We start from the raw sequence: 22084 nt of genomic DNA on the forward strand, positions 1-22084 counted from the left end.
TTTATTCGACTTTCCAGATAAGCTTTTCTTCGGATTGATTCCAGTCTACGATGATCGTTTGCCCGGATTTCACCTCTTCTCTTACAATCATTTTAGAAATCGGCCTTGCAAGCTGAGCTCTTATCACTCCGGAAATCTGTCTTGCTCCGTATTTGCTGCTAAAACCGCCTAATGCGAGATTTTTTACTGCTTCATCTGTGATCGAAAGTGTCATTCCCAAACGGTGAAGCGATTTGTGAAGTGATTTTAGCTGAATATTGAAAATTCTTTCTGCAATAGATTCTGTGATCGGCGCAAAAGGAATGATTTCCGTAATTCTTGCCAAAAATTCAGGCCTGAAACGTCCGGAATTTGACATAATCTGCATTAAAGAATTTGACTGCGGAATTCTTCCTTCTTCAAACTGTTTTACAATTTCTTCACTTCCGATATTTGATGTAAATAAAATTATAGCATTGCTAAAATCTCCTTCCTTACCCAACTTGTCATGCACTTTACCTTCATCCATGATTTGTAAAAAGACATCAAAAACAGAATGATGCGCTTTCTCAATTTCATCAAATAAAACAACGGTGTAAGGCTGCTGACGAATTTTGTTTACCAGCATTCCTCCTTCTTCGTAACCAACATATCCGGGAGGCGCACCGTATAATAAAGCTGCAGAATGTTCTTCTTTAAATTCGGACATATCAAAACGAACCATTGCTTTTTCGTCATTAAAAAGCAATTCGGCCATTGATTTTGCCAGTTCGGTTTTTCCTGTTCCGGTTGGGCCAAGAAGGAAAAATGAACCAATTGGCTGTCCGGGTTTATTTAATCCGCTTCGGTTTTCAACAATTGCATCGGAAAGTACTTTTAAAGCATGATCCTGACCAACGACTCTGTTCATCAAAAGAGATTCCATGTTCAAAAGTTTCTCTTTTTCCTGTGCCTGAATTTTACCAATCGGAATATTGGTTTTTGCTGCCATTACCGCTGCCAATTCAAGTCGGTCAACTTTTTCTCTTTTTTTCGCAGCATGCTGCAAAAGTTCTGTAAAAGTATCGTCAATTGTTTTTTTAATGTGCTCAACAGACATAGAATTGTCTATCTGAGGCTGCTCACTTAATGAACCCCACAAAATCGGGCTGATTTTATCTCTCAACAAATTGTAATTCCAGATCAATTCGTCTGCCTGATCTTTTTCACTTAAATATTCTTCCTTTAAAATGTTTTCATAGCTTTCTTTCCAGCTTTCAAGCTCTTTTTCCGAAAGCTCATCAAGCATTTTTATTGCGGCCATTGTTCTGTCTAGCAAATCAATCGCTGCATCGGGTAATTTTTTACCTTTTGAATATCTTTTTGCCAATCGTACACATTCGGGAAGTGATGTTTTTTCTACTTCTATATTGTGATGTTTTTTGTAACCTTCCAAAAGGACATCAATCATTTTCACGCAAGTCTGCTCGTCGGGCTCATTAACGGTAAGTACTTCAAAACGTCGGTTGAAAGCTTGTTCCGGCTCAATAATCTTTCTGTATTCTTCCTGTGTTGTGGCTCCGATTACGGTAATTTCGCCTCTCGCCAGTTCAGGTTTCAGAAGATTGGCTACATTTCCGATGCTTCCTTTCGGGTCTAAAAGCGTATGAATTTCATCAATAAACAAAATAGCTTTTTCTATTTTTTTGCATTCATTGATTATTTTTTTGAGACGGTCTTCAATTTCACCTTTATAAGAAGTCCCCGCGAGTAAAGCTCCCGTATCAAGCTCCAAAAGAGTTGCGTTTTTAAGCATTTCAGGTACGTTTCCTTTGGTAATTTCGGTGGCAAAACCTTCAACTAAAGCTGTTTTACCAACTCCGGGTTCACCAATAATAATTACATTTGGTTTGCTTCTTCGGCAAAGGATTTCAACAAGAGTTCGAAGTTCTTTATCTCTTCCGATAATATTTTCGAGGCTTCCCTGTCTGGCCTGCAAAGTTCTGTCTACACAATAATTTTTAATGGAAGGAAAGGAAGAATCTGAAAAATCTGATCCGTTATTTGAAAATAATGATGAAATTCCACTGTCTTCAGATGTTGCAAAAGGTGTATCTTTTCGGTATAAATTAAATATTTCATGCTCTCTGAGCGGCAAAGATTTAAGCTGCTGTAAAGTAAATGCCACCTGCGGTTTTACAAGAGCGGTCAAAATACAGATCGGAGTAATCTCGTCTAAGCCCAGTTTTAATCTAATATCATCGGCTTCTTCCAAAATCTGATCTACAAATTGGCCTTCGCCAACTTCATCGGGAAGATGAGTCGTTTTTGGATAATCTTCAATGCGCACATCTGCCCATTCGTAAAAATATCCCGGATCTTTATCTATATTTTTCAGAAATTCGTTGAGCCCGATATCTTTATGCATTAAAGCCTGTAAAATATGCGGCCCGTCATAAGTAGCATTGTAATTCTCTTTTGCTATCGACTGCGCTATGTGAAAAAGCTGTTTAACTGTTTCGTTGGTTACAAGTACTCCCATTTTTGATATTAATATGTATGTTATTTTGGTGTAACTAAAATAATGATTTTATCCTTATGTAAAATGAATTTATTAAACATTATTTTTATTTTGCAATCAACGTTGAGAAATTTTTATTATTAGATTATTAAAAGTATTTTTTAATTCTATTTATCTGTCATAAACAATGTCCTAAATTTTAACCATCGTAATCTCCACAACTTGTTTTTTGAAATTTTTCAGGCTGGGAAGTATAAAAAGTTTTCAAATCATTACCTACAAAATCATTCGGAAACTTACCTTTCAATACTTTCATTTGATAGATTTTTCCATCTTCTAATTTTTGAAAACTAAGTTCCAAATCATCATTTGACACAATCATTTTATTATCAACAACTTCTAATTTATCAATCTTAAAAAGGTATTTGTTTTTTATATCTTTAAAAGGTTTTTCTTTATCACAATAATTAAAAATTATTAATTCCTTAGATTCTTTATTTAAATATATTGACGGTGAATTGCAGTTACAAAGAGTTGAAAAATCTAATCCATATTTTTTATAAATATCCTGTTCTTTTGAATTAACATCTGATAATCCTGTAAGCTGAACATTAAATAACGGAGTAAAATCTTGTTGATTTTTACTTTTTTTCTGTGCTGATGCGTTGGTTTCTTTTAAAATGAAAATGAAAAAATAACCATCACGGGAAACAATTACATATTTGTCGTCTAGCAGCACCAATTTTTCAAATGGAAAATCGTCTTTAGTTTTAATTATTTTAATATTATTATTTTGCTTCAGATTCAGGTTTTCATTTAAACATTTCCATTTTTCTTCGTCAAAAACTGAAGTAGCATCAGACTTTATTTCATCCTTTTTATCAATTGTAATAATTTTATCATTGTATAAATCATCAGCTTCCTGTTGCGAAAAATACCCTACTTGGCTGTTGCAAAATCCGAAACTTTTATAAAATACAAAATTTCGAATTTGCTTCTCGATATTTTTATGATTCTCAGGCTCAATTTCCTGTGATGGTTTTGAACTTTGCTGGCATGAAAGTGATATAAATACCAACAAAGGAATTATAAAATACTTAATGTGTTGAATCATAAACATTGTTTTTAAATATATTTGTTTCTTGAGATCTTCTTGTTACTAAGCCGGGAGCAACAACACCTCCTGCCATTCTCCAGTTTTTAAATTCATTGGCTGCACCTTCATAATCTTCGGCATTTAATTTTCTCAATAATGTAGATTCAGAACCAACTGCGGCTTCAACATTAAAAGCTAAACTTACTAAAGCATCAAACTCATGTTGATATAAATTTACAGTAACTTTAGACTTTACTAGATTCGATATCCTTTGTACATCTATAGATAATAAGGCATTAGCCTGTGCGTCAGTTAAACCATTGACAAATTCTGTAGGCAACGTTATATTGCTGCAACTTTGCTTTCCGGCAATGAGATGTCCATAACCGATTGTACAAAATCCATAATCATCATCAAAAGCAACGTGCATTCCATTTTCTTTTATCTCTTTTTCATAACCTTTTAAAAAGTCTAACCCGTTTTGTGAAAAAGTTAATGTATTAGGATCTACTCTATCACCAGCAGTACCGCTTTCAAATGTATTTCGATATCCTTCTTGCAAAATTTCTAAGGAATCAACTAAATCTGTTCTTCTTAAAAATGGTACATCATCAGTCGTCAAAGGTGTTGTTAAATCAAAACCTTTTTCACCGGTATAATGTTCAAAATGCAACATGTAAACCGTTTGTCCACTAATAACCGTTATACCTACTAAATGACCAGTAACTCCTAGTTGGTCTCCTTGAGCCACAGGATCTCCTTTTTTAAGGCTTATACTATTCGGCGCTAATTCTCCGTATCTGATAATAAATTTTCTGCCGTCATTCGTTTCATGCAAAACAGTCACTTGATCTGTTTGAGCATAAAAGCTTTTAACTTCTAAAACTTCACCTTTGCAAATAGCAACAACCGGTGTTTCGGGATTAGTATAAAGGTCTCTTCCGGCATGTTTTCTAGTTCCGCCTCCTCTGTTTGAGTTGAAAGTGGCCTGATTTGCTCCTTGTGATCCTGCCCAGTAATAACTTTCCCATTTATAATCCGGATCGTTTTCCGGCTTAACACGTAAAGGAAATATAATTTCTTTTGATTTTCCAATCTCAAAATATGCACCTTCTTTCTTCAAAAACTCTTCTTTATAAGACGCCAGATCTCCGTCACAAGAGACATCAAGCCAAAGCATTTCAGTTACTTTTTTGTAAAGTGGGAAAATGATGGTTTCTCCTTTTGTATAGATTTTACTTTCTAATTTCCCTTCTACATCTTCTGCATATGCTGTTTTACCGTCTTCTATTTTAGGATTTCCTAATTTTCCTTTTTTAGCATTCTCAAGAATAATTCCCGCAAGTTCTTTTTTATTGCTGTCATTTATCGTTGTTCCATTTTCATTGCTGAATGTGTAGGTATACTCGCCTTCTTCTTTTCCTTTTGCAATCTTTTCTTTCCATTGCGCCAATTCTTCATCAGATTTGGGGCGAAGCTGAATCGGGATTTTTACAATATCATCTTTGAATGTTCCTGTGAATTCCGACTTTTCATTTCTTTCCTCTTCTTTTAGAGGTTCGCTTTGTTCCATTTGTGCTTCGGTAAGTTCCAAAACAGGAAATGCTGCATCAGCAGAACCTTTAATAATACCGTCTTTTTCTTTTATGATAATTTTAGCTTCTTTACCTTCAAGCAAATAAGAAGTTGTTACCAAATATACTTTATCTTCTAACGGCGCACTGGTTATTTTTTTAAATTCTTCACCAAGCTTAAAGGTTGTTATTGTAATTTTATCTCCGTTATTATAGACCTCTTTTGTTAATTTTTCTTTAATGGCTTCTACAGTTGTATATTCTTTCTTTTCTGTAAGCGCCTTTACTGCAGGCTTATCAAAGATAATTTTAGCAATTTTTTCTTTTTCGGCATCGGTTGATGTTTTATTTCCATTACTTTTCACTTCATATTCCAATGTTCCGGCTTCTTCTCCAGTCTTTTTGGTATATTCTTTCTTTGCAAAATAAGCATCAATAAGCCCTTCTACTTTTTGTTCGTTGACTGTAGTAGCTGTTCTTCCACTTCCCTCAACCGGATTTGGGGCAGGCTGATTTTCAACTCTTAGTGGCTCTTGTATTTCGTTGTTTCCTGTTGCAGGTTGACTTCCGTTATTTGGGGTTTGTGGACGTGGCTGCGGTCTTGATGAGACTGGAGGCTGGTTATTTGTTGAACTTGGTTGAGATGATGTCGGTGTAGAATTCCCTGTTGACGGTTGTTGGGGCACTTCTTTATCTTCCACATTTTGCTGCACAGAATATTTTGTTGTTGCTCCGTCTCCTCTTACTAAAAGATAAAACTCGTGCTCTCCTCCTTCAAAAAGGCTTTTATTAGCTTGAACTGCCCAACTGGGGTTCAGCATTATATCAAAAACAACTTTACCCGTGTTGAAATCTACAACATATTCTCTTTCACCCCAAAGATTGGTGTTGTCTTCCGGATCATGCCCCGAATCGCTCATTGTATCTCTTTCCCAAAGACTTACATGTAAAGTCTCGGCAAACATATTGATAGTTTCGATGACTACTTTTAATGTCTGTCCGTATTTTGGAGTTTGTGTAAGTCTGTTGCCGTTTACATCCAGAAATGAGATTCTGCTGATACTTCTTTCGCCGGCTTGCGGACGGATTTCTATTGCGGTTGACATTTCAGGTTGATAAAGATAACCTACGAGTTTGAACCTTTTATTAATTGCAGACCATTTAAAAGTAAAGCCCTGCTCTCCTTTTACTAAAAAGTTTACTTTATCAAAACCACCGTTACTATTTTCTTTATAAAGCTGCCAATTTACATTCGCAGGATTTCTTTCACTTTGTGATGTTCCCGAATGCCATTCTGCAACGTGATAAGTGAGTTTTGTGCCAACTTTCGGAGCAGTTTCTCCAATTATTCTTGCTACGCCTTTCTTTGCCATACCTTTTTTAATTAAAAAATATTCTAATAGACGTCAATCTGATTTTCATCAAATCTTTCTTTAAACTCTTCCGAATCCACCAAAGGATTGGCATGCTGAACGGTTTTAGGCTCCGCATTCTTTACATTACTCTTTCCCATCTGTGCTTTTTGCCCGTGATCCATTACCGTAATTTTGCCTCCCGTACTGCACATTAATTCCGAAATCTCAGTAACGCACTTTTTATCCATTACTTTTACTTTTTCATAAGTTTTTGTCCATTTTCCGGCTGCTGCAAATGCACAAGGATTTCCGTTTTTCAAAGAACAATTTCCAAAAGGCGTTGCAGCAGGATTAAACATCACATCGTCTTCGGTTACTGCCAAATAATCTGCCTGACCTTCTTTATCATTCCAAAAATGCTTCTGGTGGCTGGTTACCTTAAAGGCGGGAAACTTGCTTCCTTTATCGCACATTGCTTTTCCGCATTGAACAACAAAATGTTTGCTTTCGTGGGGTGTGCTCATTTTTTATGGTTTTAAAATTAGGTTTCGGCTCTCAATTAAAGCTCCGTTTCTATCAAAGATACTGAGGGTGAGCGAATAATCATCTTCGTTTTTAATGAAAAGTGAAAATTGTAGTAGAACTGCGACTCGGCAAAAAGCATTTCCTGAATTTTAAGTATTCTTGCTTTTCTTAATCAGCTTTCCTTCTATACTTTCTTTATATTTATTTTTGTTTCTTGTTCCAACAGGCGAAACTTTTGTTGAAAAATAACATTACATTCTTCAATTAAAAAAGTTTGTGAATTAAATAAGTATTGACCTTCATAATGTCTGAATTTTTCATCTTCCGGAAACGGTACTTTTCCCAAATTTTGTAAAATTTTCAGTTTTTCTTCTGTATTTCCTTCTACTTTTTGCTCTATTTCCCATTCTTCTTTTTCTGTAAAGGCAAGCTTGATAATTGATTTTCCATGGTCAAATTTTTTTCTGATTGGCGCAAAATAAGTTTTGATAAAAAGATCTTTTTTCATTTTTTTATCGAAAAGAGCATCATTTTTTATGACATATTCAAAATTTTCCAGATAAGAATCTGCAATTTCCCCAATGAAATAATCAGAAATTTCTTTTTTAATTTTATCAAAATTCTCTTTAATTTCTTTTTTCACCTCAACTTTTACGACGACGCCATTTTCGTTCAGGAATATCAATAAAGGACTGATTTTTTCAAAAGACTTTAAGGCTAAATCAGACAACATTCCTTCATGAGTTCCTTGGAATTTACTTCTCGAATATTCTACGATGTGCAATCCATCTTGGGTTTCTGTGTATTTTAAGTGGGCATCATAAATAATTTTTACAATTTCTTTTTTATTGTTGGCATTAATTGAGCTTTCCAAAATAATTGTTTTGAAACTTCCGCCAATTGACTCTGGAAAGAACTTTATTTTTGGATTGTATTGAGGTTTTGAGAGCTCCTCAAAAACTTCAATGTTCACCTTTTCTACCAAATCCTTTCCGGGAATATGTAATTTTTTCCAGGGAATCAATTTGTCTTTTATCAGATCTTCTTTTGCACATTTCGAGTTGTGAAACTGCAAAATAAATTCCGGCTTTTCCAAATTTATTTCTCTGGCTATACTTTCCAAAGTATCATCGGGTAAAATTATTCTGTTAAACATTAATTTTTTAAATTCTATACAAAAGAAAACTTCAGTGTCTGATATTTCAATTCCTGTTTTTAAACAGTTTTGTTGCAATCTTAATTTGCGGTTCCTTAATTTATTTTATACTGATTTTTTGTGCGACAAAGTGTTTGTCATCATGAGATTGATCTGACATAGTTTGTGATATTTTGGTACTCAAATATAATAAAAACCGAACTAAGAATAAAAAAAACGGAAGGTAATTTCCGTTTTAATTTATTGTATAACTATTTAATGTTGAGTATATTCCGGCACTTCGACCGGTAACATGGTCGGCATAAAATATTCGTTGAGCCAGTAAAATTCCTGTCCGTTTTGTTTTATTTTTACAGCAGGATTATTTCTGTGGATCAGCATTCTTTCTGCAAGATCTTTGTAATGTTTAAAATACGTTCTCGCCTGCTCATTGGTAATAATTTTAGACTTTTTCCAGCCTTTAAGCTTATAGTTTGACATTAATTCTTCTTCGGAATTATCAAAACCTGTGCTTACTCCTACCGCGTAAGACATTGGCTGCTCATACAACTCACCTTTATCCAGGAATTTCACTGTCGGATTGTATTTTTTTAAAAGTTTAATATATTCTTTTAAAGCTCTTGCCTGCTTGAAATCAGCTCTTTCTGCTCCTGTTTTATTATAAACTTCGGTATAAAAAGCTTTAAGATTATCGTATTCTGTTTCTGAAATTAAGATTCCTTTTTCCATTCCGGATTTTAAATCTTTTAAATCTTTAGGAATGTAGCCTTTCACCAAAAATGGATTTCCATAATTGATTAATTGTGCTGCAATACCAAAAGGAACAGGGTTTGTCAATCCCGGATACATATATTTATATTTGAAATCGACGTGAGTTCTGCCAGCTCCTACCGATGAATGGAATTTCTCGTTGAGCGAATTATCAATCATTATATTGTCTGCAGTTACCTGAACAATCAAACTGTCTACGGCTTTTTTCAAAAATCCAGGAGTTCCAATATCTCCTTTTTTAGGAAAAATAACAAATCCGGGAGCCATACTTTGTTTTGGGAAGTCTAGCGAATAGAACCCTGCATCACCTTCAATCAGATTGAAATTATTCTTGATCAAAACATCACTTTGATTGATGATTTTCTGTTTTTTGAGTTCAGCAACGTTTTTAGCAGTATTGGTCACAATGTTTTCTGCCATCAAAACAAAATCATTGTATGTGTCCGCAGACCTGGCACTGGTCTGGAACATGATCAATTTTGCCTGCGCCTGCGTCAAAGAGTTGATTACACCATACATATTTCCACTTCTATTGGCAGAAGTACCTATAGTGATCACAATATTGGTCTCGTCCGGAACTTCAGACAGCAAGTTTCCAGCTGCAATCAGACCTTCATTAACTGGCTGGTTTCCTCCTGTACTCTGGCAGTTCATTTCGTTAATCTTATCATCAATAAATGCCGTTATTTTGCTGTAATCTTTACTTAATGGCGACGGTACTACATTTTCTCCACAAGGATTATTTTTGTAAAGTACCACGCCATATTTAATTGAATTAAAATAAGACGGTTTTTCAAATTTCAACTGAAGATCCTGAAGCAATGACTTTACTATAGGCGTATAAGGAGCATTTGCGGCACTCACGTCCAAAACAAAAACAATATTTGCTTTTTTGTTTTTTTCAATAATTTCTCTATAACGATCGAAGTAAATCTCGTCACCTAAAACATTGGAAACATAATTTTTGCTGTAATCTAAAACATTTGTAAAATATTTCGTTTTGGTATCCCCAGCAATGGTATCATTTAGGGATAAATTGACCGGAAAAATATTCTCAAGTGGTGTTCTTTTATCAACATCAGTAAGGAAAATTGCTGTTCTTTTATCTGCATCAGTACCTCCTGGCGATCCTTCATGAATTCCCAATGCAGTTTCTTTGATACCGGTTGGATTTTTCATTTTTACTGCTGAACGTTCGCCCCAAGGAGAAATCACATCAGAGCTCACCCAGCCATAAATACCAGTGCTGATACTATCCATATCAACAGATGGTTTTTTACCTACCAAAAATCTTTTATTGTTTTCTGCCATTTTATAAACGTACACCATCTGTCCGTTTGGAATCTTCACCTTCGCATTTTCTATTAAGCTAGGAGAATTAAAAACCATGATTGAATCATTTTTGTAATATCTCTCAGCGCTTTTGATAACTTCAGGATGATTTGGCACAACTGCTACTCTTACAGGATATCCGGTTTTTTCGTTTCTTAAAGAATTATTCCAGAGAAGAAGATCCGATTCCGGAATCCAGCCGTATGTTTTCACAGATTTTGAAGACACTTTTTTCATTAAAGCATCAGGAATATATTCTGCTACTTTTACCATTCCGTCTCTGTTTTTGAGAACCATCAAAGGCTCTAAAAATTTAACTTCCTTATATGATTTTTCATCACTTTTATCAAGATAAGCGGTATTTCTTGACCTGTCTGAAATAGCAATCCACGGAACTGATTTTTTGGAAAAACCATCAATAACCGGCGAATTATCGATTTGCCCATATTGTTTGGGTTCAGGAGTTTTTTTTGAGGGTAACTTTACCTGGCAGCCGGTAAGCAATACCGACAAGCCTATATAATAAGCAGCTAAAGGTAATTTATTCTTCATCTTATTTTACTTTATGATTGGTGTTGTGTCCGGATGAATGTTTGGACGATAATTTATTTGCTTTGGTTGATGTCGACTTTTGTCACGCAAGTCTGAGTATCATTAAAATTCAATTTTACTGTTTGAATGACAACATTTTTATCAAACTGCAATCCTGCGCAATACAGATAAAAATTGTTTACTTTACTGTCTTTCACATCCACGATTGCATTTTCGTTATTGCATAAATACTTGTTCAGCAAATAATTGTAATGCATATTAAAACTATTGCCGTTGGCTATCTGCTGCAAATGATATTTAAAATCATTATCCATTTTCTCGTACGTGTCATCTACTTTAAGCTCTTCATCATCCAGATTATCATATCCCGGACGTATTGTTATACTATGCAAAACAGGCGGTTCGTTTTTATCAGTATATAATGTCACAACATAATTACCGGGTTTCTGATAAGAGTAGGTTGCCATTTTTTCTTTAGAATCTATCCTTCCGGACTCTCCAAACTTCCAGCTAAATTGTGTAGCATCAGAAATTGCTCTGAACTGAACAGTTTCAAACTGATTGGCCTGTGTTTGCGCATCAATAGTGGTAGCGATTTCTAAACTGTCTTTAGGCCTGGTAATATTTCTTGCCGAAACCAGAATCGGAAAAGATTTTGAATATTTATTATCAATAATAAGAGTTACATTATAATAACCCGGCTTATTGTAAAAGTGAAATCCTTTGTTCTGTTCTGATGTGGTACCGTCTCCAAAATCCCACTTTTTTTGTTTTGCGAACGGAGTTTGGTCCTTAAAATTAAGAGTATCACCTACCCTTATAGATGCCGGATATACAACTCCTACAATATCATCAGAAGAATGAATAACTTTTTTTTGAAGCCACAATGCAACCAGTGCAGCAATAAGCAATGTAGCGATAACACCAATGATGATGTTTTTCCTGTTCTTTTGAAAATAATTCATAGTTAATTTTTGTGATGTTTTGTGATGTGTTTTATTTACATAAATATTAATTCATTTTTCGTTGCAGCAGGTTTTGCTTTTTTTCTCTATAGCCTATTGTACATTCTTCATACTGTTTTTCAAACTTTTTTATGTCTTCGGATATTTTGGAAACATTTTTTTTATCATAAAAATGCATCATATAAAACATAGCGATCTGCGGATATCCTTCTTTCCTTAAATCATTGGTATTGAGATTCTGAAAAGCACTGTTGATATCATTAATATTGTATTTGATATCATTTTCTTCCACAGGCTGCGGCATTTCGGCGGTAAGGTTTTCGATCTTGCTGAAAGTAGAATCTACAATCACCTGCATTACTTTCTGACGCTCATCAAACTTCGCTTTCTGATCTAAAGTCTCCAACGATATAAATTCTGAAGAAGATGAAAAAGGAGATGCAAAATTGTTTAGAAAAAGTATACTGAAAAAAATCAATGCCGTAATAAGCATCAATATCAGATAAACAAACTGATATCGTTTTTCGTTCTTTGATAATGTAACTTGTCCCTGCATAATATTTCTGTTTTAGGTTACCTTCTTCTTCCTGTAAATTTTCTTGTAGGATCTACTCTCCACTGGTTGTTGATATGATCGACTTTACCCATGCACTGGTTCAGATTGCGTATGGCGATCTGTTGTTTATTGGTTACTTCGATAATTTTACTTTTTAAGGAGAGCATAGGCCCGATTTTATTTAAGAGAACAGCGTAATGCTTGAGATTTTTCGCACTGTCTTCACGCATTAAGCTTTTCGCATCGCGCACATTATCAAAAATTTGATTTCTGAGAAAAATATCATTATCTACATCATTTCTGTCCAATAAAGACATCTTGTAGTAAATACTGTCAACCTGAATTTTCAGCGTAGCACTTCGGCGGAGCAAGTCCCTGTAATCTTCAACTTCCTTTTCTATTCCTTTTCGCTGAATATCATAACTCTTGAAAAAGAAAAAAACTGAGCAAAAGGAAATTAAAGATAATACGACGAAAGACAGGATAAATTTCCAAATACCTATTCTGACGTCGGATTTATTCAATTTTTTCTCCCTATTTGTAGACATAATTGTGATTTGGTTTGGGTTGTGAAAATATGAAAAAAAATACTTACGCACAAAATTAAATTTACACTTATAATACTTTACAATTATTTAATTATAAGTTTAATTTTCCATTTCGAAAGATTTTCATACTTTAGTGAACAAAATTTTATTTTAGCCATACCAAATCACAAAAAATAAAATGAGTAAAATATTGACCAATATGGTTAGGTTTTCTATAGCCGACAGCGATTTTTATTTTAAAAAAATAATGATTAAAACGCTGCTGGAAAACCCTTTTAATATGCTCCTTAATGACTGCAACAATGGGCACGAGCTCATCAACAGGATCTACCGAAGACAGGAGGATGTTTTTATTATAGAACTTTTCATGCCGGTTTTGAGCGGAATAGAAGCTATAAAGTTTATCCGGAAAAACAACACAGAAACGCCAATCATTACCTATTCCGGTACTTATCAGGAAGATATGGCCGATATTTTAGCAAAAATTCCTAATATCTATTATTGTCAAAAAAACAGTAATATTATTAAAGATATCATTAAAGGCAGGATAACTTCACAAGATTTTGATTATCAACAATATTCCGAAAACTGGAAACAGCAGCCATTGGCCGTACAGGAATATATGAACAGACAAAAAAAGAGCCAGGAAGGGCTTTCGCCAACAGAAATACAGCTCATGAAATTCTGCTATGAAGGCTTCAGTAACAAGGAGATAGGAGAAAAACTGAATCTTAGCCCACGAACGATTGACACCTACATCAACAGGCTTACTGAAAAGCTTGGCTTAAAGACAAAACTTCACCTGATCCGCTTCTGCGTAGAAAACGGATACTATAATTCCAGCATGTAAAAAGCGGTTTTTGTGTCATAATATTACACTAATCACAAAATTGTCAGCCGTTTACCCGAAATATTTTCGCTACTAATTTGTTACTATTCAATTTTTTTGACTAAATTTGCACACCTAAAATTTAAAATTTAAAAAGGAAATGACAAAGGCAGAATTGGTAAACACCATCTCAAATAAGTTGGGAACAGAAAAGAATGAAACACAGAAAGTTGTAGAAGCTTTTATGCAGGAAATCAGAACTTCTATGTATAATGGAGACAATGTTTACTTAAGAGGTTTTGGATCTTTCATCGTTAAAACTAGAGCAGCAAAAACTGGAAGAAACATTTCTAAAAACACTGCAATCGAAATCCCTGCACACAACATTCCTGCTTTTAAGCCATCAAAATCTTTTGTGGAAAAAGTGAAAACTAAAGTTGCAGTAAAATAAAAAATAATAGAATATTAACTAGTTAACAAAAAAAATTAACATTATGCCAAGCGGAAAGAAAAGAAAAAGACACAAGGTTGCAACTCACAAAAGAAAGAAAAGAAGAAGAGCGAACAGACATAAGAAAAAATAATTTTCCCTCGGATTTTTAATATATTAATATAGTTGGTGTATTTAATTTTTTATATGCACCGACTATATTTTTGTTTGTCAGGATAAGATCGCTAATAATCAGATCCATTTAATTATTGAAATTTTAAGAATTTAACATTATATTTATTAAATTTAAAATTTATTACTTAAATGAATACTGATAATCTTATTAAAAAATATCTTATAACAAAATGAAGAAAGAACTAATAGTTTCGCATGAAGATGATCTCACAAAGATTGCTTTGTTGGAGGACGGAAGACTATGTGAACTTCATGAGGAGGAAGACAAAAATGATTTTGTAGTCGGAGATTTGTTTATAGGAAAAGTAAAGAAACTGGCGCCAAACCTTAATGCAGCATTCGTAAATATCGGATACGATAAAGATGCGTTTCTGCATTATCAGGATCTTGGGCCACAATATCTTACCTATAAAAAATTCCTGAAAGACACGGTTTCTAAAAAACAAAATACATCCAGCTTAAAAAATTTCGAAATACAACCCGAAATCGACAAGCACGGAACAGTAGAAAAAATCATCACAAAAGATGATACGGTAATTTTGCAGATTACCAAAGAGCCGATCTCTACAAAAGGGCCTAGAATATCTACTCAAATCTCTCTTACAGGACGTTTTTTGGTATTAATTCCTTTCGATAACAAAGTTTCGATATCAAAAAAAATAAGCAGCTCCGAAGAGAAAGTAAGACTTCGTACACTGATAGACAGCATCAAGCCTGAAGGTTTCGGCGTCATTATCAGAACCGTAGCTGAAGGAAAGAAAGTTGCCGACCTGCACAATGATATGAATCAGCTGATTCAGAAGTGGGAAAGCACTTTCAAGAATATTCAGAAAAATAAAGTCCCATCAAAGGTATTGAGTGAAGATGATAAGGCATCGTCTATTTTAAGAGATAATTTTAACCAGGATTTTGTAAATATCATTTGCGACGACGAGCAAATGGTTGAAGAAATGAAAATCTATCTCGAAGTTATAGCTCCCGAACGCAAAAATATCGTTCAGTTTTATAACTCACACATTCCCCTCCTCGAATATTATAACGTTGAAAAGCAGCTTAAACAAAGCTTCGGAAAACACGTAAATATTCCAAGTTCAAAAGGTGCTTATCTTGTGATAGAACACACAGAAGCACTGCACGTAATAGACGTGAACTCCGGAAACAACATTACTGTAGGAAATACTGCCAACAAAGAACACGCGCTCAACGTAAACAAAATGGCAGCCACAGAAATAGCAAGACAGCTTCGTCTTCGTGATATGGGCGGTATCATCGTCGTAGATTTTATCGACATGACCAATGCCGATCACAGAAGAGATCTTTATGAGCATCTAAGAGTAGAAATGAGCCGTGACAAAGCACGACACAAAATTCTACCGCCAAGTAAATTTGGGTTGATACAGATTACCAGACAAAGAAACCGTCCGGAAAAACAAATCGACACCAAAGAAGAAAACCCAAACAAGCACGGAGAAATTGTAGCTCCGATCGTGATTGTAGAAAAAATGGGTGACACCATCAGAACCATTATGCAGAAGGAAAAAGGAAAACTTTATCTGCATGTGCATCCTTTCGTAGAAGCTTATCTTACCAAAGGAATCAACAGCATACAAGTGAAATGGTTTATGAAATACAAAAAATGGGTAACCATTGTCCCGCGGGATTCATTTAAATATTTGGAATACAAAATTTATAATTCTAAAAAAGAAGAATTAATAGGATTTTCCAATTAAAACAAAAACAAAAACAAAAAGCCTTCAGATCATCTGGAGGCTTTTTTCTGTCAAATTTTAGCCTTATTCAGGAGCAATATTTTTATTGGTCTTAAATTAAATATATATTTGTGTATAAAAAACATTTAAAATGAAAAAATTACTATTTATCTTCACTTTATTGGTTTCTACTTTGGCTTTTTCGCAAATAATAACAGACAAAATGAAACATGCTTTCAAAACAGATGATGCAGAATTATTAGTTGACGAATTAAAGAATCAAAAACTAAGCATTGATGATTGTTTTGAGCTGGAAGAAAAAACTTATTCTTTATTGGACATCGCCATAAAAATGGATAAGCAAAAGGTATTTTCAAAACTCATTGACCAAAAAGCTGATCTTAATAAAATTTGTGAAGATAAATCTCCGCTGATGTTTGCCGCAAAATATGGTAAATCGGCTATGGTAAAACAACTTATCGAAGCCGGAGCAAATGCTGATCTGAGAAACAACAAAGGTGCAAATGCATTTTATTACGCTCAAAAATATAAGCAAAAAGAAATAGAAGACTATTTAAATTCAAGAATTCAAAAATAAAATCTGGTTAAAAAATTATATTTAATTAACATGGCTCTTCTTTCTTTCTCAAAGATATATTACTAAATTTGAGGTATGGGAAGTTTTGGAAAAGATTTATTAAGAAAAATCAAAGAAGTACAGTTACCGGGAGTCAATGCGCACGGTGTTTTTTCCCCGCCTTACCGTGCTATTTTCAGTCATGATCAGATTATTGAAAAAAATCCAAAATTTGCGGCCGTTAATATCGTTTTATACTTAAAAGACAATGAATGGTATTTTCCGCTGATACAAAGAACTGAAAACGAAAGAGACAGACACAGCGGCCAGATCTCCTTACCCGGCGGAAAACGCGAAGAATTGGACAGAGATTTTGCAGAAACAGCCATTCGGGAAACATCAGAAGAAATAGGCATCGAGAAACATTATGTGAGAATCATCAGAGAAATGTCTCCTATTTATATTCCGCCAAGCAATTTTTATGTGTATCCGTATATTTCTTACACGAAAAAAAATCCCGAATTTATTTTGCAGGAAACCGAAGCTGTTGAGGTGATCGAATTTCCCATCACTTCATTTTTAAACCTTCCGGATTCTCCTGAAATAATGGCACTTTCCGGTGCCGGAGGCAAAGAAGTTCCGGTCATCAATTTCAACGGATATATTATCTGGGGAGCTACGGCGATGATTTTAAGCGAATTCAGCCAATTGATTAAAAAAATGTAACTTTGCAACTATTATGTTTAATTGAAAGATGGCGAAGAAAAACATTTTTACGGACTCATTTGGAACTCCGTATTTTTTAAAAAGGATTATAATTTTCATCTTGGGAATTGTTTCTTACAGAAGGTTCAATGGTTTCAACAAACTTAAAATCACAGGAACAGAAAATCTTGTAGACCTTCCGGATTCTAATGTGCTTTTCGTATCCAATCACCAAACCTATTTTGCTGATGTAGCAGCAATGTATCACGCTTTCTGCGCTGTAAACAACGGATATTTAAACACCATTAAAAATCCTATTTACCTTCTCAATCCGAGAGTAGATTTTTATTATGTTGCAGCCGAAGAAACGATGAATAAAGGAATTCTTCCTAAAATTTTTAAAATTGCAGGCGCTGTTACCGTAAAAAGAACATGGAGAGCCGAAGGTAAAAATGTCAACAGAATGGTCGATTTGGGAGAAGTTGACAATATCATGAAAGCTTTGGATAATGGCTGGGTTGCTACTTTTCCGCAGGGAACGACTGCTGCTTTTGCGCAAGGAAGAAGAGGAACCGCTAAATTGGTGAAAAATCAGCGTCCAATTGTAATACCAATAAAAATAAACGGTTTTAGAAGAGCATTTGATAAAAAAGGACTTCGTGTGAAAGTAACCGGCGTGAAACCTACAATGGAATTCAAACCACCGCTTGACATTGATTATGACAAGGAAAATGCACATGAAATTTTGCTTAAAATCATGACTGCCATTGAGCAGACTGAAGATTTTAATTTGCTGCACACTTATGACGAAGAATTAAAAGCAAAGAAATCGGAGCAATCTAAACCTCAAAACTAAAGTAATTATGAAAAAATTAATAGGAATATTATTTGCGATCATGATCACTGTTTCATGTAACAGCCAAAAAGCATATTCGGATTTTGATATCAGTTATTCAAAAAGCGGCGGCTATGCCCCGATCTACGAAAACCTTCTTATAAAAGGAAATACCGCAAATTACTCTTTCGAAGTCCAGGAAAAAAAAATCAAAACAAGTTTTAAACTGACCGATGAAGAAATTCAAAATTTAGATCATGTGCTGAGCCAGAACAATTTCAGACAAATATCCGAAGATCACAAAAAGATATATGACCGCGTTTCTGTTTCGATCAATGTAAAAAACGGAGCCAATAGCGGAAATAAAACGGATGCCAGCCTTATTATGCCTCAACACAAAGCCAATTGGGATAATATCGTAAACGCATTCCAGGAAATCATCAGTAAAAACGTAAAAAACACTAAATAAATTTGAAGACCCATTTTATTGCCATCGGAGGAAGTGCCATGCACAACCTTGCTATTGCGTTGAAAGACAAAGGATATGAAGTTTCAGGTTCGGATGATGCTATTTTTGAACCTTCAAAATCAAGAATGGAAAAAAAAGGAATTCTTCCCGAAGAATTGGGTTGGTTTCCGGAAAAAATAACTTCCGATATTGATGCCGTAATTCTAGGAATGCATGCACATCAAGATAATCCTGAATTAGCAAAAGCAAAAGAATTAGGTTTAAAAATTTATTCATATCCTGAATTTCTTTACGAGCAATCGAAAGAAAAGACTCGTGTGGTAATTGCCGGTTCTCACGGTAAAACAACGATCACTTCAATGATTCTTCATGTTTTGAATTTTCATCAGAAAGATGTGGATTATATGGTGGGAGCTCAATTGGAAGGTTTTGATTGTATGGTAAAACTCACAAAAGACAATGATTTTATGGTTTTGGAAGGTGATGAATACCTTTCCTCTCCTATTGATCTTCGCTCCAAGTTTTTGCTGTATCAGCCGAATATTGCCTTAATGAGCGGAATCGCATGGGATCATATCAATGTTTTTAAAACCTTTGATGATTATATTGAACAGTTCAGAAGATTTGTTGCTAGCATCACTCCGGGCGGAGTTTTAGTTTATAATGAAGAAGATCCCGAAGTCGTAAAAGTGGTTGAAAGCGCTGAAAACTATTTCAGAAAAATCCCTTACAAAACGCCTGAATATGAAATCAGCAACGGAAAAGTGCTGTTAAAAACTGAAATGGGCGATATTCCACTTTCTGTTTTTGGCGCTCACAATCTGTTGAATCTGGAAGGCGCAAGACATATTTGTCACACATTGGGAATCATGGATGAAGACTTTTATGAAGCCATCATGAGTTTTAAAGGAGCCTCAAAACGCCTTGAAAAAGTAGAAAGACAAGATAACGGAACACTTTACAAAGATTTTGCACACGCTCCAAGTAAAGTAAAAGCAGTTATAAAAGCTTTTTGCGAACAATTTAAAAAAGAAAAAAAATACGGTTTTCTGGAGCTTCATACCTATTCGAGCTTAAATCCTGTTTTTTTAGAACAATACGATCATGCGATGGATGGTTTGGAAGAAGCCATTGTTTTCTATTCCGAAGATGCTTTGAAAATCAAAAGAATGGAGCCAATTTCGCCTGACTTAATTAAAGAAAAATTTAAAAACGCAAACCTGAAAGTTTTCACCAACGCAGATGAACTTCACGCTTATTGGGAAACTTTAGACAAAACCAACGGAGTTTTTCTGATGATGAGTTCGGGGAATTTTGGCGGTCTGGATTTGACGAAATAAAAAAATAACTCCTTTCAATTGAAAGGAGTTTTGCTTTATTATTCGGAATCTAAAATTAATTTTTTTAAAATATCTTCTGTAGAAAGTTCACTATAATTGTGGATCGATTGCCCTGCCCAAATACTCACAAACTCTGCATTCTGTAAACTTTTTGAAGCACGGCGCAATTCATTAGTCAATTTATTTTGATAAGGATAAGGCAAAATATATTCTGAATTGTTAATTTTTTCAATAAATATATTATTAATTCCTCTTGCATAACGTCCCGAAAATGTATTCGTTAAAACAATATCTTTTTCTTTGATATTTTTAAGTTTTTCTTTTTCAAAAGGCTGCAAAGCACTTTCCTTGGAAGCAAGCAACATACTTCCCACCTGAAAACCTTGTGCTCCTAAATTTTTGGAAGCCTGCAAAGTTTTAGCATTATAAATCCCGCCAGCATAAATCAACGGAACTTTTACATGATCATAAACCCGCGAAAACAAAGATAAACCGCCAATTTGTGGAATATTTTCAGCATCAAAAGTTCCTCTGTGGCCTCCCGCTTCAATACCTTGTACACAAATAATATCGATTCCTGATCTTTCTAAAAGTAAAGCTTCTTCAACCGAGGTGCAGGTTCCGATAAGCGTCACTCCTTTTTCTTTTAATTTATGAATGCTTTGGTCATCAAGATTTCCAAATGTAAAGCTTAGAATTTCACAATTTTCATCGATGATCGCATCAATTTGTTCATAATAACTATTTATTTGAATATCTTTTAGATCCGGAAGGTTGACTTTAATATTATTATTATCAGCAAAATTCTCAATAAACTTTTTTGTTTTTATATATTTCTGCTCTAAAGAACTTGTAATTTCCGGAATATGATGAACAAAAATATTGACAGCAAAAGGTTGATCTGTAAGTTTTTTTGTTTCTTTGATCAACTCAATGGATTTATCCACAGAAAGATCTGCCAAAGCCAAAGATCCCAAGCAGCCTGCATTGTTTGCTGCAGCTACCATTTCTGGCGTGCTCACTCCAAACATCGGAGCCTGAATGATGGGATATTTTACATGCAATCTGCTTAAAATAGTATCGTCAAAAAGCATAATTTTACTTGTTTAAATTAACAAAAAGAAGCAAAGATTTTGCTTCTCAAGTTCGTCAAACCTTTATTAAATATCTGCCACAGCATTCAACATTTTTTCTTCCCAAGCCGGATCTTTCGGATCAAAGAACAATCTTTTTCCCGTATCTAAAGAACGGACGATACTCATTTCTTCTTCCGATAATTTAAAATCAAAAACATTGAAATTTTCTTCAATTCTGGAAGGTGTTACAGATTTTGGAATCACACAGAATCCTTCCTGCAAATGCCATCTTAAGATCACCTGAGCAACCGTTTTGTTGTGTTTTTGTGCAATATTTCTTAAGTCATTATTTTCCAAAAGTCCTGCATTTCCATTTCCAAGCGGACTCCAGGGTTGAGTGATGATATTATTTTCTCTGTTGTAAACCTGAAGCTCTTTTTGCTGAAAAATCGGATGCAGTTCAATTTGATTAATAACCGGCAAAACTGTTGAATTTTGCTTCAGTTCTTCCAACTTTTCAACCGTAAAATTACAAACACCGATTGCCTTTATTTTACCTTCCTGATACAATCCTTCCATTGCTTTCCAGGCGCCTGGAAAATTCCCGTAAGGCCAATGAATAAGGTACATATCCAGATAATCCATCTGCAATCTGTCTAATGTTCTTTGGAAAGCGCTTTTCGCTTTTTCATAACTTGCATCCTGAACCCAAAGCTTTGAAGTCACAAATAATTCTTCTCTTATTCCACTATTTTTCACGGCATTTCCAACCGCAGTTTCGTTTTGATAAATTGCAGCGGTGTCAATCATTCTGTATCCCGTTTCGATGGCTTTGGTTACGGCATTTTCGCACTCTTTTAAGTTTTCCATTTGCCAAACTCCGAATCCTAAAGCGGGGATATCAATCCCGTTATTTAATGTTATGACAGGTTGCCCTGAATATTTTTTCTGTTCCATGTTTTTTATTTTGCGAGTATTTATATTAAACAAATTTCCAATAAAATTTTGAA

The 22084-nt window shown here is 34.5% G+C and carries 19 protein-coding genes; 8 read left to right on the top strand and 11 right to left on the bottom strand.

The annotated features are described in order from the left end of the window. Position 1: 1 nt before the first annotated feature. From AC6CHK_RS15620 to tssO (AC6CHK_RS15660), 9 genes are all read right to left on the bottom strand, one after another. Entirely contained in the window at positions 2-2500 is a 2499-nt protein-coding gene (locus tag AC6CHK_RS15620; RefSeq protein ID WP_498097725.1) for an ATP-dependent Clp protease ATP-binding subunit, read from the bottom strand. 178 nt (positions 2501-2678) lie between these two features. Further along, positions 2679-3593 (bottom strand): hypothetical protein, encoded by a 915-nt coding sequence (locus AC6CHK_RS15625; RefSeq protein WP_498097727.1) that lies wholly within the window; start codon positions 3591-3593, stop codon positions 2679-2681. After that, entirely contained in the window at positions 3577-6522 is a 2946-nt protein-coding gene (locus AC6CHK_RS15630; RefSeq protein ID WP_498097729.1) for a glycoside hydrolase family protein, read from the bottom strand. The genes AC6CHK_RS15625 and AC6CHK_RS15630 overlap by 17 nt, the downstream gene beginning before the upstream one ends. A gap of 23 nt (positions 6523-6545) precedes the next feature. Continuing rightward, positions 6546-7028: a DUF4280 domain-containing protein gene (locus AC6CHK_RS15635; protein ID WP_498097731.1), complete on the bottom strand. Its 483-nt coding sequence runs from the start codon at positions 7026-7028 to the stop codon at positions 6546-6548. Positions 7029-7213: 185 nt separating this feature from the next. Continuing rightward, a complete protein-coding gene (locus AC6CHK_RS15640; protein ID WP_498097733.1) occupies positions 7214-8185 on the bottom strand; it encodes a hypothetical protein in 972 nt (323 codons plus the stop codon). Positions 8186-8440: 255 nt separating this feature from the next. Beyond that, a complete protein-coding gene (tssR, locus tag AC6CHK_RS15645) occupies positions 8441-10840 on the bottom strand; it encodes a type VI secretion system protein TssR domain-containing protein (protein ID WP_498097735.1) in 2400 nt (799 codons plus the stop codon). A gap of 53 nt (positions 10841-10893) precedes the next feature. Further along, the gene (locus tag AC6CHK_RS15650) at positions 10894-11805 is read right to left on the bottom strand and encodes a PKD domain-containing protein (RefSeq protein ID WP_498097737.1); all 912 of its coding nucleotides are present in this window, start codon (positions 11803-11805) and stop codon (positions 10894-10896) included. Positions 11806-11851: 46 nt separating this feature from the next. Beyond that, positions 11852-12361 (bottom strand): type VI secretion system TssO, encoded by a 510-nt coding sequence (gene tssO / locus AC6CHK_RS15655; protein ID WP_498097739.1) that lies wholly within the window; start codon positions 12359-12361, stop codon positions 11852-11854. Positions 12362-12378: 17 nt separating this feature from the next. Continuing rightward, positions 12379-12909 carry a type VI secretion system TssO gene (tssO, locus tag AC6CHK_RS15660; RefSeq protein WP_498097741.1) on the bottom strand — a complete coding sequence of 177 codons (531 nt, stop codon included), beginning with the start codon at positions 12907-12909 and terminating at the stop codon, positions 12379-12381. Positions 12910-13087: 178 nt separating this feature from the next. Between tssO (AC6CHK_RS15660) and AC6CHK_RS15665 the strand changes: the two genes are divergently transcribed. From AC6CHK_RS15665 to AC6CHK_RS15700, 8 genes are all read left to right on the top strand, one after another. Next, on the top strand, positions 13088-13759 hold the full coding sequence (locus tag AC6CHK_RS15665; RefSeq protein ID WP_498097743.1) for a LuxR C-terminal-related transcriptional regulator: 672 nt from the start codon (positions 13088-13090) through the stop codon (positions 13757-13759). A 139-nt stretch (positions 13760-13898) separates the two neighbouring features. Beyond that, positions 13899-14189, top strand: coding sequence for an HU family DNA-binding protein (locus AC6CHK_RS15670; protein WP_034674127.1), 291 nt, complete (start codon positions 13899-13901; stop codon positions 14187-14189). Positions 14190-14533: 344 nt separating this feature from the next. Beyond that, positions 14534-16093, top strand: a complete 1560-nt coding sequence (locus AC6CHK_RS15675; protein WP_498097745.1) for an Rne/Rng family ribonuclease — start codon at positions 14534-14536, stop codon at positions 16091-16093. A 130-nt stretch (positions 16094-16223) separates the two neighbouring features. After that, positions 16224-16670, top strand: a complete 447-nt coding sequence (locus AC6CHK_RS15680) for an ankyrin repeat domain-containing protein (protein WP_498097747.1) — start codon at positions 16224-16226, stop codon at positions 16668-16670. A gap of 75 nt (positions 16671-16745) precedes the next feature. Then, entirely contained in the window at positions 16746-17375 is a 630-nt protein-coding gene (locus AC6CHK_RS15685) for an NUDIX hydrolase (protein WP_498097749.1), read from the top strand. A 28-nt stretch (positions 17376-17403) separates the two neighbouring features. Continuing rightward, positions 17404-18210 (top strand): lysophospholipid acyltransferase family protein, encoded by an 807-nt coding sequence (locus tag AC6CHK_RS15690; RefSeq protein ID WP_498097751.1) that lies wholly within the window; start codon positions 17404-17406, stop codon positions 18208-18210. A gap of 7 nt (positions 18211-18217) precedes the next feature. Next, positions 18218-18658: a hypothetical protein gene (locus AC6CHK_RS15695; protein ID WP_498097753.1), complete on the top strand. Its 441-nt coding sequence runs from the start codon at positions 18218-18220 to the stop codon at positions 18656-18658. A 2-nt stretch (positions 18659-18660) separates the two neighbouring features. Next, positions 18661-19998 carry a UDP-N-acetylmuramate--L-alanine ligase gene (locus AC6CHK_RS15700; protein ID WP_498097755.1) on the top strand — a complete coding sequence of 446 codons (1338 nt, stop codon included), beginning with the start codon at positions 18661-18663 and terminating at the stop codon, positions 19996-19998. Between the two features lie 38 nt (positions 19999-20036). On the opposite strand, the gene AC6CHK_RS15705 is transcribed toward AC6CHK_RS15700, so the two are convergent. Together AC6CHK_RS15705 and AC6CHK_RS15710 are read right to left on the bottom strand one after the other, a co-directional pair. Continuing rightward, the gene (locus AC6CHK_RS15705; RefSeq protein WP_498097757.1) at positions 20037-21092 is read right to left on the bottom strand and encodes an NAD(P)H-dependent flavin oxidoreductase; all 1056 of its coding nucleotides are present in this window, start codon (positions 21090-21092) and stop codon (positions 20037-20039) included. Between the two features lie 66 nt (positions 21093-21158). Beyond that, complete coding sequence (locus AC6CHK_RS15710) at positions 21159-22031, bottom strand: aldo/keto reductase (protein ID WP_498097759.1); 873 nt, start codon at positions 22029-22031, stop codon at positions 21159-21161. Positions 22032-22084: the final 53 nt, after the last annotated feature.

The sequence above is a fragment of the Chryseobacterium sp. GQ58 genome (assembly GCF_059758895.1).